The following is a 15,052-nucleotide window of genomic DNA, read 5'->3' as shown; positions in this document are numbered from 1 at the left end:
GATGGATTTTTCTCCGGCGGATCTGTTCCGTTCAACCAAGACCGGCTCTCGCAGCAGCCTGGACCGCGTCAACAAGCAACTTTCGGCCTCGCGTGGCACGTTTCGCCAAAAGGTGCATATCGGTGTGCTCGTGGCTACTGTGGCGCTCGTCGCCTACGGTGCCATCATTATCTGGTCGGCTTCGCAGTTTAAGGCCGATGCTTCGTTCTCGCGCCATCTGCTGGGAATTGGCATCGGAGCGGTGCTGGCGGTGCTCGTCTGGCGAACCGACCTGCGCGGTATTTCCAATTTCTCGACGGCGTTGCTCGTCATCGACCTGATCGTGATCTTCTCGCCCAAGATTCCGGGTCTGTCCTATACGGGCGGTCTGGGCATGACGGGCTGGATCAAGATTCCCGGTATCGGCTTGACGTTCCAGCCGGTTGAGCTTGCCAAGCTCATCACCATCTTCTTTATTGCTACGCTTGGCTCGCAGTATAACGGTCGCATCGATACCGTTCGCGACTACGTCAAGCTCTGCGGCATGCTGACCATTCCGTTTTTGGCCGTCGTTGCCATGGGTGACCTGGGCTCGGGCCTGGTCGTGCTGGTTTCGGGCGCCATCGTCATCTGCATGAGCGGTGCACGCCGCGAATGGGTGCTGTCGACCCTGGCCCTGCTCGTGGGCCTGGTGGCCCTCGTCCTGGCGCTTGATTCGGTCTTTGATTCGTTGCTCGGCCACGATGTGCTCATCAAGCAGTATCAGATGAACCGTCTGACGGTCTTTATCGACCCCGATAATGCCGATTCGGACGATGCCTACAACCTGCAGCAGTCGCTTATCGCCGTTGGCTCGGGCGGCTTCTTTGGTAAGGGCCTGGGGCATGCGACGCAGTCGGCCGGCGGCTTTCTGCCTGAGTTCCACACCGACTTCGTCTTCGCCTTCCTGTCCGAGACCTTTGGCTTTTGCGGTTCCTTTTTGCTCCTGTGCCTCTACGTGCTGCTGATCTTTTCGACGATTCGCGTCGCCTTTAAGTGCGAGTCGCTGTTTTTGCGTCTTTCGTGTGTGGGCATCGTTGGCATGTGGGCGTTCCAGACTTTCGAAAACATCGGCATGTGCATCGGCATGATGCCGATTACCGGTATTCCGCTACCGTTTATTAGCTTCGGTTCGTCTTCGATGATGATTCAGCTGCTGACGGTGGGTATCGTACAATCCATATGGCGGCATCGTTCGGGCGCCGCGTAACCGCTGGAGGGGTTTGCTATGAAAATTCCCGTAGATAAGCTGACCCGCGCTTTTAAGATGGGCGCGTCCGTTAAGAAGGATTCCGATACGCCGGTGCGCGTCTCGGTCTATCTGGATTCGTCCGCCTCGCGCTTTCTGGCCGAGACGGTGCGTGACGCCTTTGTGCCGCAGACGACCTCGGGCATTGTGCGCGTCGAGCGTCTGGGGGAGGAGCGAATTGCTCCAAAGACCGATACCGATGTGGTGCTGGTGCTCTCGTGTGGTTCCGACCGCTTGGAGAGTGCCGTGCAGGAGCTCGTGATCGCCGGCGCGCCCGTGTGCGTGCTTGCCGAGTCTGCTGTGGAGGTGCCGTTTATCGAGGAGTCCACGCCCATGCTCGGCGTGGTAGCGGCAATCGATAAGACGTATCTGCTCGAGACGCTTGCCCGCTGGATTCTCGATCGCACCGACAAGGAAACGGCTTTTGCGGCGAACTTTGCCTTCATGCGCATCGCGGCGGCCAACCGTATCATCACCTCGTGCGCGCTCACCAATATGGCGACCGGTGCACTGGTGTTTTTGCCGGGCGCCGATTATCCCGTTATGGCGCTGGCGCAGGTGGGCATGCTCTTTGAGCTCGCTGCCGTCTTTGGACGCGGCATTAAACCCGAGCGTGGCTACGAGGTCGCGGGCGTGCTTGCCGGCGGTCTTGTGATCCGCGCGGTCACCCGCGCGCTCGTCAAGCAGACGCCGCATATTGGGTTTGCCGTCAAGGCGCTCACTGCTGCCGCGGGCACCTATGGCATGGGCCGTGCGCTCGTTTCGCTCTACGAGCGCGATGTCGACTACAGCCGTGCCAATGAGGTGGTCACTGCCACGTTTTCCCGCGTTCGCGATCTTGTGACCACGGTCGCGGGCGCTACCCGTCCTATGGCGTCCTACCAGGACGCATCAGATCTCGCTGCTTAGGGGTTTTCCGTTGCGCGTTCCGTACCAAGATTGTTTTCATTTAATTGAGCCGTTGCTCGCCAAGGTCGAGAAGCCGAGCCGCTATATCGATCACGAGTGGGGCACGCTTTCCAAGGCCGATGCCGACTACCGTTGCTGCCTGATCTACCCGGATGTGTACGAGGTTGGTCTGCCCAACCAGGGCATCGCCATCCTCTACAACATCCTTAACCAGGCCGAGGGCATCTCCTGCGAGCGCGGCTATGTGCCGTGGCCCGATATGGGTGACGCCATGCGCGAGGCGGGCATTCCGCTGCTGTCGCTCGAGGGTGCAGCGCCGGTCGCTTCGTTTGATATCGTCGGTTTGCATGTGCCGCACGAGATGGCGGTGACGAACTTCCTCGAGGCTCTCGACCTCGCTGGCATTCCGCTGTTAGCGGCCGACCGAGGTGAAGACGACCCCATCATCATCGCCGGCGGCCCCTCGGTGTACAACCCCGAGCCGTACGCGGCCTTCTTCGATGCCATCCTCATCGGTGAGGGCGAGGAATCGCTGCTCGAGACCTGCCAGCTGCATCGCCGCCTGCGTGACGAAGGAGTCCCGCGCGCGCAGATTGTTGAGCAGCTTGCATCCATTGCCGGCAACTACGTGCCGTCACTCTATGAGGTTCGTCATGACGAGCCCTGCTCGCCGCATGGCTACACCGTGCCGCGTGAGGGCAAGGATGCGCCGACCGTGGTCTACAAGCGCGTCGTCGAGGATTTCGGCGCCACGAATCCGCTGTCGCAGTCGTGCGTGCCCTATGCGCAGCTGGTTCACGACCGCCTGTCTATCGAGATCCTGCGCGGCTGCGCCCGCGGCTGTCGTTTTTGCCAGGCCGGCATGACGTATCGCCCGGTGCGCGAGCGCTCGGCCGACCAGATCGTCTCGTCGGTGATTCAGGGCCTGGAAAAGACCGGCTATGACGAGGTGTCGCTGACCTCGCTCTCCACGACCGACCACTCCTGCATTCGCGACGTGCTCGGCAGGCTCAACCGTCGCCTGGAGGATACGGGTATTCGCGTGTCTATTCCGTCGCAGCGCCTGGATTCGTTTGGCGTGGATATGGCCGAGTCGGTCGCCGGCGAAAAGAAGGGCGGCCTGACGTTCGCGCCCGAGGCCGGCAGCCAGCGCATGCGCGACATCATTAACAAGACCGTGACCGAGGAGGACCTGGACCGTGCGGCCAAGGCGGCCTTCGAGGCCGGTTGGAACCGCATGAAGCTCTACTTTATGATGGGCCTTCCCGGCGAGCGCGATGAGGACATCGTGGCCATCGCCAATCTGGCCGATCACGTGCTGGAGCTCGGTCGTTCCGTGGTGCCCAAGGCTCGTCGCGGCTCGATTTCGGTGTCGATCTCGGTTTCGGTCTTTATCCCCAAGGCTGCCACGCCGTTCCAGTGGTGCCCGCAGCTCGACTACGACGACGTCAAGCGTCGCCAGAAGCTGCTTATCACGAGCGTTCGCAACCGTGCCGTCCGCGTGCATTACCACGATGCCGAGACCTCGCTCATCGAGGCCGCGCTTTCCCGCGCCGGTCGTGACATGACGCCCGTCATCATCGATGCTTGGCGCTCGGGCTCTCGCTTTGACGCCTGGGTAGAGCATTTCTCGCTCGATAACTGGAAGGAAGCTGCTGCCAAAAACGGCATCGACCTCAATGAGCTCGTGCACCTGCCCTACGAGTTGGACTGGCGCCTGCCGTGGGAGCACGTGAGCCCCGGCTGCACGCGCGGCTTCCTCGAGCGCGAGTACCGTCGCTCGCTCGAGGGCGTCACGACTCCCGACTGTACCCGCACGTCGTGCACCGGCTGCGGGATCTGCCCCACGCTCCACGCCAAGAATGTATTGATGGGTGATCGCGCATGAGTGAGCGCCTGACCGACAACCCCTCGCTCTTTAGACTTCGTGTTCGCTATGGCAAGCGCGATCGCCTTAAGTACCTGGGCCATCTCGAAGTAATCCATACCATTGAGCGCATCGTGCGCCGTGCGGGACTTCCCTATGCCGTCACGCAGGGCTTCTCTCCGCACATGCGCGTGGGCTTCTCTTCGGCGCTGCCGGTGGGTACGTCGTCGACCTGCGAGTGGTATGACCTGTTTATGACCGAGTTCGTGGCGCTCGACGAGGCGTTTGGGCGCCTGGCTGCGGCGTCTCCGGCCGATCTGGCGCCCATCGAGGCGGCGTACATCGACGTGCGCACGCCGGCGTTGACGGCGCAGCTCACGCGCCTGTCGTATCGCATCGACCTGCACTTGGATCCCGAGGCGCCCGTAAGCGCCGACGAGGTGCGTCGTGCGATCGACACGCTGCGCGCGGGCCACGGCATCGACTACGCGCGCGGCAAAAAGAGCAAGCGCTTGGATTTGGATCACACGCTCGTGGGCTATGAGCTCACGGCGGGGGAGCGCCCGGACCATTTGGTGCTCATGCTCGACACCCATGCCGACAACGAGGGCTCCATGCGTCCGGAAATTTTGCTTTCTGCTGCTGATGTTTTGTTGCAGGGCTTGACCCCGGGCGTGGATGCACCTATTGTTTCCACCGGTATGCAAGACCTCGTGACCATCTGCTCCTACGATGTCGAGCGTCAGAATCAAGCATGCGAGGACGACGAGGGCCGACTCGTCAGCCCCATACCTGTGCGAACTTGTGGATTTGCTCCACATACTCGTTGACGGGGGTATTTTCGCCTGCTACTATATTCGGCTGTTGCACTAACTGATGCATGAAGGGCAAGTAAACATGTACGCAATCGTTAACACGGGCGGCAAGCAGTACAAGGTCGCCACCGACGATGTCATCACCGTCGAGAAGATCGAGGGCAATGAGGGCGACAAGGTCACCCTGCCGGTTATCTTCCTCAACGATGGTAAGAAGATCGTCACCGATCCCGACAAGCTGGCCAAGGCCAAGGTTACCGCTCAGATCGTTGAGCAGTTCAAGGGCGAGAAGCAGCTGGTCTTCAAGTTCCACAAGCGCAAGCGCTATCGTCGTCTGAAGGGTCACCGTCAGCAGCTCACCAAGCTGAAGATCGTGAAGGTTCAGGCTACCTCCCGCGCCAAGAAGGCTGTCAAGGCAGAGGCTGAGGCTGTTGCCGAGGCTCCCGTCGCCGAGTAGATTACACTCGTAACGAAAGAGTAGGTATACACAATGGCACACAAAAAAGGACTCGGTTCCTCCCGTAATGGCCGTGACTCCCGCGGTCAGCGCCTTGGCACGAAGCGCTATGCCGGCCAGACGGTAACCACGGGCACGATTCTCGTCCGTCAGCACGGCACGCACATCCACCCGGGTGAGAACGTTGGCCGTGGTAAGGACGACACGCTGTTCGCGCTGGTCGACGGTACCGTTGAGTTCCACAAGGGTATCAAGCACAGGGTCAGCGTACGCCCGCTCGCGAACGCGTAATTCACCCTTCATAGAGCACATATGTGGGAGGCACTTGAGTTTTAGGATTCAAGGGTCTCCCTCTTTTTTGTAGGAGGCGATTCTGTTGTCACAGTTCACCGATATCAGCCGCATTAACGTGTGCGGCGGCGACGGCGGAGCCGGATGCATGTCGTTTAGGCGCGAGGCATTTGTCCCCAAGGGCGGCCCCGATGGCGGCGACGGCGGTCGTGGCGGCAATGTCGTCATCCAGGCCGATGCTCAGCTGTCTTCGCTGATCGATTACCGCTTTAAGCATCACTTTCGCGCCGAGCGCGGCACGCACGGGCAGGGTGCCCGTCGTAACGGCAAGAGCGGCGAGGACCTGATTCTCAAGGTCCCTATGGGTACCGTGGTGCGCGAGCTCGATCCCGAGACGCAGACCCCGATGTTTGAGATTGCCGACCTGGTGCACGACGGCGAGCGCGTCGTCGTGGCGCCCGGCGGTGCCGGCGGTCTGGGCAACACGCACTTTGTGACGTCGGTGCGTCGCGCTCCGGCCTTTGCCCAGTTGGGCGAACCGGCCGAGGAGCACTGGATCGAGCTCGAGATGAAGCTTATGGCCGATGCCGCGCTCGTGGGCTTTCCCTCCGTGGGTAAGTCATCGCTCATCGCGCGCATGAGTGCCGCCCGTCCCAAGATTGCCGACTACCCGTTTACCACGCTCGTGCCGAACCTCGGCATGGTGCGTGCCGGTGAATATTCTTACGTCGTTGCCGACGTCCCCGGTCTCATCGAGGGCGCGAGCGAGGGCAAGGGCCTGGGTCACCAGTTCCTGCGCCACATTGAGCGTACGGCACTCATCATGCACGTCGTCGATATGACGGGTGGTTTTGAGGATCGCGATCCGGTCGAGGACTATCGCATCATCAACCGCGAGCTCGAGCAGTATGGCGCCGAGCTTTCGGAGCGTCCGCAGATCGTCGTTGCTAACAAGTGTGATGCGCCGGGCACGGCCGACAAGATTGCCGACCTTAAGCGTGCGGCGCTCGACGATGGCCATATGTTCTTTGCCGTGTCTGCTGTTACGGGCGCCGGCCTCAACACGCTGATGCTTGCCGTGGGCGAGCAGGTGGCTAAGCTTCGCGCCGAGCTGGCGGTCTCTGATGAGCCGGTCGATCTGCGCGACGAGGAGTGGGAGCGTCGCCGCCTGCAGCGCGAGAAGCGTTTCCGCATTGTCCAGGAAGAGCCCGGTGCCTTCCGCGTGGTCGGTCGTGCCATCGAGCGCATGGTCATCCAGACCGACTGGGAAAACGAGGAAGCCGTCATTTACCTGCAGCATAAGTTTGCGCGTATGGGTGTTGACGACGCGCTCGAGAAGGCCGGTTGCCGTGCGGGCGACGAGGTCCGCATTTGCCAGCGCGCTTTTGACTTTGAGGGCGCCGAGGACTTCTCGGAGTACGAAGAGCTCGAGGATGCTGGCGAGGACGTTGCCGTCGAGGCCATTGACGTGGCCGATGCTGCGGATGAGGGCGTCGAGGTTGTCGATGCGGCGGATGCCGAGGACGATGCCGAGACCTCGGAGGGCGAGTAAGCCATGTCGCTGCGCGGTGGAATCGGTCTGCCCGAGCTTCCTCTAGAGGACGGGCAGGAGTTTAGGCTCGGCATTATGGGTGGCACCTTTGATCCCATCCATTACGGGCACCTGGTGACCGCTGAGCAGGCGCGTGAGTCCCTCGACTTGGATGCCGTGCTCTTTATGCCGGCGGGCACGCCTGCCTTTAAGCTTGACAAGCCGGTGACGCCTGCCGAGGACCGTTATGCCATGACGGTCCTCGCCACCGCCGCGAACCCGGCCTTTTTGGCGAGCCGGTTCGAGATCGACCGCCCGGGCGTAACCTATACGGCTGATACGCTTCATGCCCTTCGCGACTTTTACCCGCCGCAGGTAAAGCTCTACTTTATTACGGGCGCCGATGCGATTATCGATATCGTGACCTGGCATGATGCCGAACGAATCGGTGAGCTTGCTACCTTTATTGCGGCGACACGACCGGGCTTTGATATCGATACGGCGCGTGCCCGAATCAAAGAGTCGGGGCTGCCGTTCGACGTGCGCTATATTCAGATTCCGGCGCTGGCGATCAGCTCGACGAACATTCGTAAGCGAGTTGCCCGCGGCATGAGCGTGCGCTATCTTACGAGCGAGTCCGTGCTCGGCTACATTCGCAAACGCAGGCTATATGCCGATTTGGGCCAAGAAGATTTTGAGTGATGGGGGTCTACGTTGTCGGTAGAGGATCAGTTTGAGGGCGATGAGCGCGCACTGCTCAAGCGCATTCAAGAGCTGCTCGATGTTCGCATGAAGGATAAGCGCAAGCGCTATGTGCATTCGCTGGGTGTTGCCGAGACCGCACTTCATCTGGCCGAGGTCTACGGCGTTGACCGCTTTGATGCCGCTGCTGCCGGTCTGATCCACGACTGGGACAAAGTGCTCTCCGACGACGAGCTGGTTACGCGCGCTCTGCATTACGGCATTAAGATTGCCGGCTCTCCTTCCGCCGCGACGCCGCTTTTGCATGGTCCTGTTGCCGCCTATGAGCTTCCGCAGCTTTTCCCCGAGTTGTCGCCGGCCGTTTTCCAGGCTGTCGACCGTCATACCGTGGGCGCTTGCGACATGACGCCGCTCGATATGGTGGTCTTTGTGGCCGATGCCATCGAGCCCAACCGCCACGGCGACTATGCGCATGCGCTGCGCAAGATGGTGGGGGAGTCGTCGCTCGACGAGTTGTTCTTCTCCTGTTTTGCGCAGGGTTTGGTCTATGTGATCCAGTCCGGGCGCTATCTTTATCCCACGGCTATTTCGATTTACAACCATTACGCCCAGCTGCGCTAGCTCGGGCTGTCTAGAAAGAGGTATTCCATGGCCGACGAGACCATGACCGACGAGCAGATTCTTGAACATGTGGAGCACAAGAGCTTCGCCGCCACGTCCGACCGCACTGCCGCCTCGCTGTCCGCGAGCGGTGTCGCCGCCGAGGATGTCGCCCGCGCCGCCGCACAGGCCGCCTACGACAAGAAGGGCGAGGACGTTCAGGTGCTCGACCTGACCGAGCTTTCCGACGTATGCGACTACTTTGTGCTTGCCACCGGTACCAACAACCGCCAGGTCGATTCTATCGTCGACGAGATCGAGGAGAAGGTCGCCGAGGCTTGCGGCGAGCACCCGTTCTCCATCGAGGGTCGCGAGCAGAAGACCTGGATGCTCATGGACTACGGTTCGGTTGTCGTCCACGTCTTCACTCCCGAAGCCCGCGACTTCTACCGCCTCGAGAAACTCTGGGGAGACGCTCCCCAGCTCCCCCTCAACCTCCTCTAGTAGCTCATTTGAGACGGGGTTTAGCTACCCTCACGCATATCGCCGGGCAGGTGCGGTTTTCCGCACCTGCCCGGCTTTCTTTTTGCCCAAAGTAGCTAATTTGGGACGGGGCTTTTTTAGCTACTACCTACCGTTCGCCGATAGAAGCGAGTTGCGGTTCATTGCGTGATATTTAGCTTTCCGACTCGGGTAACGTATTTGTTATCTGTAGAGGAGGAGATGCGTATGACTCGGACCGCGCGGGAAATCTCTGTTTACGGCTATTACCATGTCGTCCAAAAGGGCTGTGGTGGTCAGCTGATATTTGAGGATGCCGATGATCGGATATATTTGATTCGGTTGCTTGCCTCGAAATGCCGAAAATACGACGTCAATATCATTGCTTGGTGCCTTATGGACAACCATATTCACTTGTTGCTAGATGATGAACATGTTCACCTGAGCGATTGCATGCACTCTGTTACGACTGCATATGCGATGTATTTCAACGCGAAAACCGGACGGAAGGGACCAGTTTTTCAGGATCGATTTAAGAGCGTGCCGATTCTTAACGATGATCAGCTGCTCAACTGTGTGAGATATATTCACGATAATCCTGCGAAAGCCAGGATTGGGACTGCTTCACTATATCGTTGGAGCAGTTTTAGCGAATATATGGGATACCCGGGTATTTGTATGACTGAATGTGTGCTAGGTTTGCTCGGAGATTCTCAGAGATTTTTTGCTTTCAGTACCTCGGGAGAACCGAATCGATATTGCTTCCGTGACGGCGCTCATGTGAGCGACATAGATGCACTGGAGTTTGCACAGGCTCTCCTTAAACCGTATGAGCCTCACCACCTTAAAGCTTTGCCTAAAGCCGTGCGCGACAACTACATCCGTACGCTCAAAAACGAGGGCTTTTCGATAAAGCAGATCGTGCGCCTCACGGGCATCGGTCACTGCACGATTCAGAAGGTCAAGCTCGATCAGTAGCTATTTGGGACAGAGTTTTGTTGCGGCGGGCAAACCGGACATCCGGGGTAGTCAATTTGGGACGGGGCTATTTTAGCTACCCTTTGGCTGACGGTGAATGAATTAGGCCGAATGAATCTCAACCGATATATAGGGGTAGCTAAAATAGCCCCGTCCCAAATTGACTACCAATGCCGTGTCGGACGGAAGGCAGCAACCCCCCCCCGTCCAAAAAAGACTAGTTATTGAAGCGGGATTGGCGGCCGAAGGATAGGGCGGTGTCGCCGAATTTGTCTCGGACGGCGTCGATGGCGACGGAGAGGTCGCGACGGTCGCTCGATTGGGCTCCGCGGTCGTCGACTTCGCAGAACAGGTCGGTCTGGATGCCGCCCTGATGGTCGAAGTCGCTCATGCCGATGCCTGCTAAGCGCACGTGCATTCCTTCCTGCCAGATGTTGTCGAGCAGTTCGAGTGCAACCGCCACGAAGATGTTCTCATCGTCGGTCGGATGAGGCAGCCGGCGCTGTGCCGTACGCCCGCTGCCATACGAATACTTAAGCTTGAGCGTTACCGTGGCACCCGTCAGACCTTGACGGCGCAGGCGGCGTCCTACTGACTCGCCCAACAGCGCAATCGCCGCCTCAATATCCCCACGCTCAGTCAAATCTTTAGCAAAGGTGCGCTCGTTGCTTACCGATTTAACCTCGCGTTCCTCGTCCAGGCTCGTGACCTCAGAAGCCTCGAGTCCCAGCGCACGCTGACGCATGCGCTCGCCGTTGACGCCAAAAATAGAGGCCAAGGTGGATTCCGGTGCACGTGACAGCTCGCCGAGCGTGTAGATGCGCATGCGGCGCAGCCGCTCCTCGGCAGAGCGCCCGATGCCGCTCATGGCAGATACCGGCAGCGCGGCCAAAAAGCGCTGCTCGGTTCCGGGGCGCACGATGGTCAGCCCAAACGGCTTGTCCCGCTCGCTCGCGATCTTTGCGACCGTCTTGTTGCATCCCACGCCAATGGAGCAGGTCACTCCCAGCCCTGCCACGCGGTCGCTTATACGCCGCGCAACCAGCAGCGGGTCTTCGGGCGCAAATCGACCCGGCGTGATATCGATAAAGGCTTCGTCGATGGATACGCGCTCAACGCGCGGGGTCTCGTCGGCGAGAATCGCCATGACCTGTGCGCTCACCTCGCGGTAGCGATCAAAGTGCCCGTGCGTCCAGATGGCTTGCGGGCACAGCCGCTGTGCCTCGGCCGAGGCCATGGCAGAGTGCACGCCAAAGCGACGCGCCTCATACGAACACGTGGACACGACGCCACGTGAATCGGCGTCTCCGCCCACGATGAGCGGCTTTCCGCGCCATTCGGGATGATCGAGCATCTCCACACTCGCAAAAAACGCATCGAGGTCCATGAGGCCCACCGCCGGACCCGTCCAGGGAGGCGGCGTGACGCCCATGGCATCCTCATAACCGTATGTATGTTCGCGTCTTTCCATGTCATGAGTATACCGCGCAGCTCATGTGGGGTGCGTGTATGTGCTTGCAAATCCCGAATTCTTGTCTAAGATATGGATTTGCCCTCGACTACACCGAAGAAGTTGGTCTCACGGACTTCACCTGCCCGCGTCGATGGCGTATTATGTTCAACTGTTTGTTTGTAGTTGCAGCCTAAAGCTGCTTGGTTGGAGGAGTTTCCTTTGGCAGTCAAGATTCGCCTTGCTCGTCACGGCGCTAAGAAGCGTCCGTACTACCGTGTCGTCGTCGCCGATTCCCGCGCCCCGCGTGACGGTCGTATCATCGAGGAGGTTGGCCGCTACAACCCGATGACCGCCCCCAAGACCATCAACCTCGACCTCGAGAAGATCGCCGACTGGCAGTCCAAGGGCGCTCAGCTCACCGACGCTGTCGCCGCTCTGGTCAAGGCCGCCAACGAGGGCGAGAAGACCGAGACCGTCGTCAAGAAGTCCAAGAAGCAGCTCGCCAAAGAGGCCGAGGCCGCTAAGGCTGCCGCTGAAGCCGCTGAGGGCGCCGAGGAGTAAATCGTGCCTGAGGTTGACGCTGCACAGCTCGAGGGTGAGGCAATGCTCTCAGATCGCATCGCCGATCTCGTCGAATATCTCGTTGTTCAGATCGTCGACGACCCGGATTCCGTGAGCCTCGAGGTCATCGATGGCGACGACGCTTCTACGATTGAGGTTTCGGTTGCCGAGGATGACGTCGCTAAGGTCATCGGCCGTCGTGGCCGTACTATCAAGGCCATCCGCACGCTCGCCCGTGCACTGGCCGCTCGCCTCGACACTGCTGTCGAGGTAGAGGTTCTGGGCTAGGACTTTGAGGTCCCAGTACAAAAACATCGCCCGTGTGGTCAAGCCGCACGGAAGGAAGGGGGAGGTCCTCGCGCAGCCGCTGCGGGGGCTTCCTTCTGTATTGGAGCCGGGTATGCGCGTCGCCCTGACGCCGCCAGCGCTCAAGCGCGACCGTTTTTGCACGGTCGTATCCGTCACCGATACGGGCGATGGCGATCTGGTCTCGTTTGAGGGCATTGACGACTTGACGGCCGCCGAGGGCATCACCGGATGCTACGTGCTGGCAAATCGTGACGACTTTGAGCTCGATTCGCTCGACGCCGCCTATACCGACCTGATGGGTCGCGAGGTGGTCGACGAACGCTTCGGTTCGCTCGGCACGATTGTCGAGATCATGTCGACGCCCGCCAACGATGTTTGGGTTGTCGAGGGCGATCGGTACGGCGAGGTGCTGATTCCCGTGATCGAGCAGGTTGTGCTCGATCTTCCCGACACAGGAACAATTTCCGTCCACGTTATGGACGGCTTGATCGATATGGACAAGTAGGGAGGTCAACATGCTAATTGAGACCCTTTCGGTCTTTCCCGAGATGTTTGAGCCCGTTATGTCCACGTCGATCTTGGGCCGTGCCCGCAAGGCCGGCCTTTTTGATTTTAAGGCGTATAACCTGCGCGACTGGACGCACGACCGCCATCGCACCGTCGATGACGAGCCGTACGGCGGCGGGCAGGGCATGCTCATGAAGGTCGAGCCTATCGCAGAGGCCATCGAGGCCATTAGCGCAGAGGGTCCTAAGCCGACGGTGGTGTTCTTTACCCCCTGTGGCGAGCCTTTTACGCAGCATGTGGCCGAGCGCCTGCTCAAAAGTGAGCGCCTGCTGTTTGTGTGCAGCCGTTACGAGGGCGTCGACGAGCGCGCGTATGCGTATGCCGATGAACGTCTGTCGATCGGCGACTATGTGCTTACGGGTGGCGAGCTGCCCGCGATGGTCGTTGCCGATGCCGTCGTACGCCTCATTCCCGGCGCCCTTGGTGACGAGATGAGCAACGTCGACGAGTCGTTCTCGACCGCCGAGGACGGAGGCCTGCTCGAGTACGCGCAGTATACCCGTCCCGCCGAGTTCAACGGAGAGGGCGTGCCGCCGGTGCTCGTGAGCGGCGATCACGCCAAGGTCGATGTCTGGCGTCGCAAGAACGCCATCGAGCGCACCTGCCGCTGGCGTCCCGACTTGATCGAGACGGCGCGGCTCACGCCCGAGGAGCGCGCTTACGCGCAGGAGATTTTGGACGCTTCGTATTCGCAGAGCGAGGAGTGAGAATGGTTCCATCGCAGCATTCCGCGTTGAGGGGCGCTTTTGAGTGGATCGCGGTCATCGCGATCGCACTGGTCGCCACCTTCTTGATTCGCTCGTTTGTGGTCGAGCCCTTTGTGGTGCCCACCGGCTCCATGGAGTCCACGATCGAGATTGGCGACCAGATCCTGGCACAAAAGGTGAGCCTCGAGCTCGGTCAGCCCGTCAAGCAGGGCGATATCGTGGTGTTTCACAACCCCGATGGCACCTCCGAGCATGATGTTCTTGTCAAGCGTGTTATTGCCACGGCCGGCCAGACGGTCGACCTGCAGGATGGCAAGGTGGTCGTTGACGGCCAAGCGCTCGACGAGGACTATACGACGGGCATGAGCTGGCCACTTTCGGTCCAAGCACCCGGCACTCAGGTAAGCTATCCCTACACCGTTCCCGACGGGTGCGTGTGGGTGATGGGCGACAACCGCGAAAACTCTGCCGACTCACGCTACTTTGGTCCCGTCGATCGCTCTGATTTGATCGCTGTGGCACTCGTTCGCTACTGGCCGCCCAACCGCATCGGCGCTATCGACTAAAAACCGCTATAGTACAGTACCTAACCGTGTAATCGTTTCGACGAGGGGATATTAGAGGCATGAACGCTTCATCGCTTTCCTTCCAAGACATCATCCTGCGCCTCCAGCAGTACTGGGGCGAGCAGGGCTGCGTCATTATGCAGCCCTATGACTCCGAGGTCGGTGCCGGTACCTTCCATACCGCGACCACGCTGCGCTCGCTCGGTCCCGCCGAGTGGCGCACCTGCTATGCGCAGCCTTGCCGCCGTCCCGCCGACGGCCGCTACGGCGAGAACCCCAACCGCATGCAGCACTACTATCAGTTCCAGGTGCTCATCAAGCCCTCACCGGTCAACGCCCAGGAGCTTTACCTGGGGTCTCTTGCCGCTATCGGTCTGGACCCCAACGACCATGACGTCCGCTTTGTCGAGGATGACTGGGAGAGCCCGACGCTCGGCGCCTGGGGCCTTGGCTGGGAGGTCTGGCTCAACGGCATGGAGGTCACGCAGTTTACGTACTTCCAGCAGGTAGGCGGCATCGAGGTCGACCCCGTACCCGTCGAGATCACCTATGGCCTAGAGCGCATTGCCATGTATGCGCAGGGCGTTAACTCGGTCTACGACTTGGTGTGGAGCTACCTGCCCGACGGCACGCCCATGACCTATGGCGACGTGTTCCTCGAGAACGAGCGCGAGTTCAGTGCCTATAACTTTGAGGTCGCAAACGTCGAGATGATGCGTCAGAAGTTTGATGACTACGAGGCCGAGTGCCATTCCTGCCTGGAGCGCAAGCTGCCGCTGCCGGCATATGACTGCGTCATGAAGTGCAGCCACGCTTTCAACCTGCTCGATGCCCGCGGCGCCCTGTCCGCGGTCGAGCGTGCCAACTACATCCTGCGCGTCCGCGCCGTCGCCAAGGCGTGCTGCGAGGCCTACATGGCCGAGGTCGCCGGAGTCAACGAGAATGCCGACCAGGAAGGCGAGGTGGCGTAA

Annotated in this window: 18 protein-coding genes; 17 read left to right on the top strand and 1 reads right to left on the bottom strand. The window is 60.1% G+C overall.

Annotated elements, in window-relative coordinates:
• Nucleotide 1: 1 nt before the first annotated feature.
• From AAA069_RS03275 to AAA069_RS03225, 11 genes are all read left to right on the top strand, one after another.
• Nucleotides 2-1,228 carry an FtsW/RodA/SpoVE family cell cycle protein gene (locus tag AAA069_RS03275; RefSeq protein WP_349127551.1) on the top strand — a complete coding sequence of 409 codons (1,227 nt, stop codon included), beginning with the start codon at nt 2-4 and terminating at the stop codon, nt 1,226-1,228.
• Between the two features lie 18 nt (nt 1,229-1,246).
• Complete coding sequence (locus tag AAA069_RS03270; RefSeq protein WP_117745944.1) at nt 1,247-2,176, top strand: hypothetical protein; 930 nt, start codon at nt 1,247-1,249, stop codon at nt 2,174-2,176.
• A 10-nt stretch (nt 2,177-2,186) separates the two neighbouring features.
• Complete coding sequence (locus tag AAA069_RS03265; protein WP_349127550.1) at nt 2,187-4,064, top strand: TIGR03960 family B12-binding radical SAM protein; 1,878 nt, start codon at nt 2,187-2,189, stop codon at nt 4,062-4,064.
• Complete coding sequence (locus tag AAA069_RS03260) at nt 4,061-4,873, top strand: TIGR03936 family radical SAM-associated protein (protein ID WP_055285117.1); 813 nt, start codon at nt 4,061-4,063, stop codon at nt 4,871-4,873. Before AAA069_RS03265 ends, AAA069_RS03260 begins: the two co-directional genes overlap by 4 nt.
• Before the next feature lie 67 nt (nt 4,874-4,940).
• Nucleotides 4,941-5,315, top strand: a complete 375-nt coding sequence (gene rplU, locus AAA069_RS03255) for a 50S ribosomal protein L21 (RefSeq protein ID WP_035138585.1) — start codon at nt 4,941-4,943, stop codon at nt 5,313-5,315.
• 33 nt (nt 5,316-5,348) lie between these two features.
• Nucleotides 5,349-5,606 carry a 50S ribosomal protein L27 gene (gene rpmA, locus AAA069_RS03250; RefSeq protein WP_006236075.1) on the top strand — a complete coding sequence of 86 codons (258 nt, stop codon included), beginning with the start codon at nt 5,349-5,351 and terminating at the stop codon, nt 5,604-5,606.
• A gap of 85 nt (nt 5,607-5,691) precedes the next feature.
• Nucleotides 5,692-7,158 carry a GTPase ObgE gene (gene obgE / locus AAA069_RS03245; RefSeq protein WP_172544921.1) on the top strand — a complete coding sequence of 489 codons (1,467 nt, stop codon included), beginning with the start codon at nt 5,692-5,694 and terminating at the stop codon, nt 7,156-7,158.
• Between the two features lie 3 nt (nt 7,159-7,161).
• Complete coding sequence (gene nadD, locus AAA069_RS03240; protein ID WP_346977403.1) at nt 7,162-7,839, top strand: nicotinate-nucleotide adenylyltransferase; 678 nt, start codon at nt 7,162-7,164, stop codon at nt 7,837-7,839.
• A gap of 87 nt (nt 7,840-7,926) precedes the next feature.
• Nucleotides 7,927-8,460 (top strand): bis(5'-nucleosyl)-tetraphosphatase (symmetrical) YqeK, encoded by a 534-nt coding sequence (gene yqeK / locus AAA069_RS03235; protein ID WP_192934390.1) that lies wholly within the window; start codon nt 7,927-7,929, stop codon nt 8,458-8,460.
• A 27-nt stretch (nt 8,461-8,487) separates the two neighbouring features.
• A complete protein-coding gene (gene rsfS, locus AAA069_RS03230; RefSeq protein ID WP_117745948.1) occupies nt 8,488-8,943 on the top strand; it encodes a ribosome silencing factor in 456 nt (151 codons plus the stop codon).
• Nucleotides 8,944-9,168: 225 nt separating this feature from the next.
• On the top strand, nt 9,169-9,918 hold the full coding sequence (locus tag AAA069_RS03225) for a transposase (protein ID WP_195239249.1): 750 nt from the start codon (nt 9,169-9,171) through the stop codon (nt 9,916-9,918).
• 217 nt (nt 9,919-10,135) lie between these two features.
• Here the strand turns inward: AAA069_RS03225 and dinB are convergent, their stop codons facing one another.
• Nucleotides 10,136-11,350: a DNA polymerase IV gene (dinB, locus tag AAA069_RS03220; protein WP_349127549.1), complete on the bottom strand. Its 1,215-nt coding sequence runs from the start codon at nt 11,348-11,350 to the stop codon at nt 10,136-10,138.
• Between the two features lie 240 nt (nt 11,351-11,590).
• On the opposite strand from dinB, the gene rpsP reads away from it, so the two are divergent.
• Genes rpsP through AAA069_RS03190 form a run of 6 tightly spaced genes read left to right on the top strand, consistent with a single transcriptional unit; the run spans nt 11,591 to nt 15,052 of the window.
• Entirely contained in the window at nt 11,591-11,932 is a 342-nt protein-coding gene (rpsP, locus tag AAA069_RS03215) for a 30S ribosomal protein S16 (RefSeq protein ID WP_022094749.1), read from the top strand.
• Between the two features lie 42 nt (nt 11,933-11,974).
• A complete protein-coding gene (locus AAA069_RS03210) occupies nt 11,975-12,220 on the top strand; it encodes a KH domain-containing protein (protein WP_171021534.1) in 246 nt (81 codons plus the stop codon).
• Between the two features lie 34 nt (nt 12,221-12,254).
• Nucleotides 12,255-12,746, top strand: a complete 492-nt coding sequence (rimM, locus tag AAA069_RS03205; RefSeq protein ID WP_226812527.1) for a ribosome maturation factor RimM — start codon at nt 12,255-12,257, stop codon at nt 12,744-12,746.
• Between the two features lie 10 nt (nt 12,747-12,756).
• The gene (trmD, locus tag AAA069_RS03200) at nt 12,757-13,515 is read left to right on the top strand and encodes a tRNA (guanosine(37)-N1)-methyltransferase TrmD (RefSeq protein WP_349127548.1); all 759 of its coding nucleotides are present in this window, start codon (nt 12,757-12,759) and stop codon (nt 13,513-13,515) included.
• 2 nt (nt 13,516-13,517) lie between these two features.
• Nucleotides 13,518-14,081, top strand: a complete 564-nt coding sequence (gene lepB, locus AAA069_RS03195; RefSeq protein WP_349127547.1) for a signal peptidase I — start codon at nt 13,518-13,520, stop codon at nt 14,079-14,081.
• A 59-nt stretch (nt 14,082-14,140) separates the two neighbouring features.
• Nucleotides 14,141-15,052, top strand: a complete 912-nt coding sequence (locus AAA069_RS03190; RefSeq protein WP_006236091.1) for a glycine--tRNA ligase subunit alpha — start codon at nt 14,141-14,143, stop codon at nt 15,050-15,052.

The organism is Collinsella sp. CLA-SR-H006, from assembly GCF_040097075.1.
GTDB lineage: Bacteria > Actinomycetota > Coriobacteriia > Coriobacteriales > Coriobacteriaceae > Collinsella.
This window is presented reverse-complemented; position numbering and strand designations above follow the sequence as displayed.

What these genes read in the sequence shown, in the direction of transcription:
- AAA069_RS03275 (WP_349127551.1), top strand. Translation starts at nt 2, where the DNA reads ATGGATTTTTCTCCGGCGGATCTGTTCCGTTCAACCAAGACCGGCTCT.
- AAA069_RS03270 (WP_117745944.1), top strand. Translation starts at nt 1,247, where the DNA reads ATGAAAATTCCCGTAGATAAGCTGACCCGCGCTTTTAAGATGGGCGCG.
- AAA069_RS03260 (WP_055285117.1), top strand. Translation starts at nt 4,061, where the DNA reads ATGAGTGAGCGCCTGACCGACAACCCCTCGCTCTTTAGACTTCGTGTT.
- rplU (WP_035138585.1), top strand. Translation starts at nt 4,941, where the DNA reads ATGTACGCAATCGTTAACACGGGCGGCAAGCAGTACAAGGTCGCCACC.
- rpmA (WP_006236075.1), top strand. Translation starts at nt 5,349, where the DNA reads ATGGCACACAAAAAAGGACTCGGTTCCTCCCGTAATGGCCGTGACTCC.
- nadD (WP_346977403.1), top strand. Translation starts at nt 7,162, where the DNA reads ATGTCGCTGCGCGGTGGAATCGGTCTGCCCGAGCTTCCTCTAGAGGAC.
- yqeK (WP_192934390.1), top strand. Translation starts at nt 7,927, where the DNA reads ATGAAGGATAAGCGCAAGCGCTATGTGCATTCGCTGGGTGTTGCCGAG.
- rsfS (WP_117745948.1), top strand. Translation starts at nt 8,488, where the DNA reads ATGGCCGACGAGACCATGACCGACGAGCAGATTCTTGAACATGTGGAG.
- AAA069_RS03225 (WP_195239249.1), top strand. Translation starts at nt 9,169, where the DNA reads ATGACTCGGACCGCGCGGGAAATCTCTGTTTACGGCTATTACCATGTC.
- dinB (WP_349127549.1), bottom strand. Translation starts at nt 11,350, where the DNA reads ATGGGCGTCACGCCGCCTCCCTGGACGGGTCCGGCGGTGGGCCTCATG.
- AAA069_RS03210 (WP_171021534.1), top strand. Translation starts at nt 11,975, where the DNA reads ATGCTCTCAGATCGCATCGCCGATCTCGTCGAATATCTCGTTGTTCAG.
- trmD (WP_349127548.1), top strand. Translation starts at nt 12,757, where the DNA reads ATGCTAATTGAGACCCTTTCGGTCTTTCCCGAGATGTTTGAGCCCGTT.
- lepB (WP_349127547.1), top strand. Translation starts at nt 13,518, where the DNA reads ATGGTTCCATCGCAGCATTCCGCGTTGAGGGGCGCTTTTGAGTGGATC.
- AAA069_RS03190 (WP_006236091.1), top strand. Translation starts at nt 14,141, where the DNA reads ATGAACGCTTCATCGCTTTCCTTCCAAGACATCATCCTGCGCCTCCAG.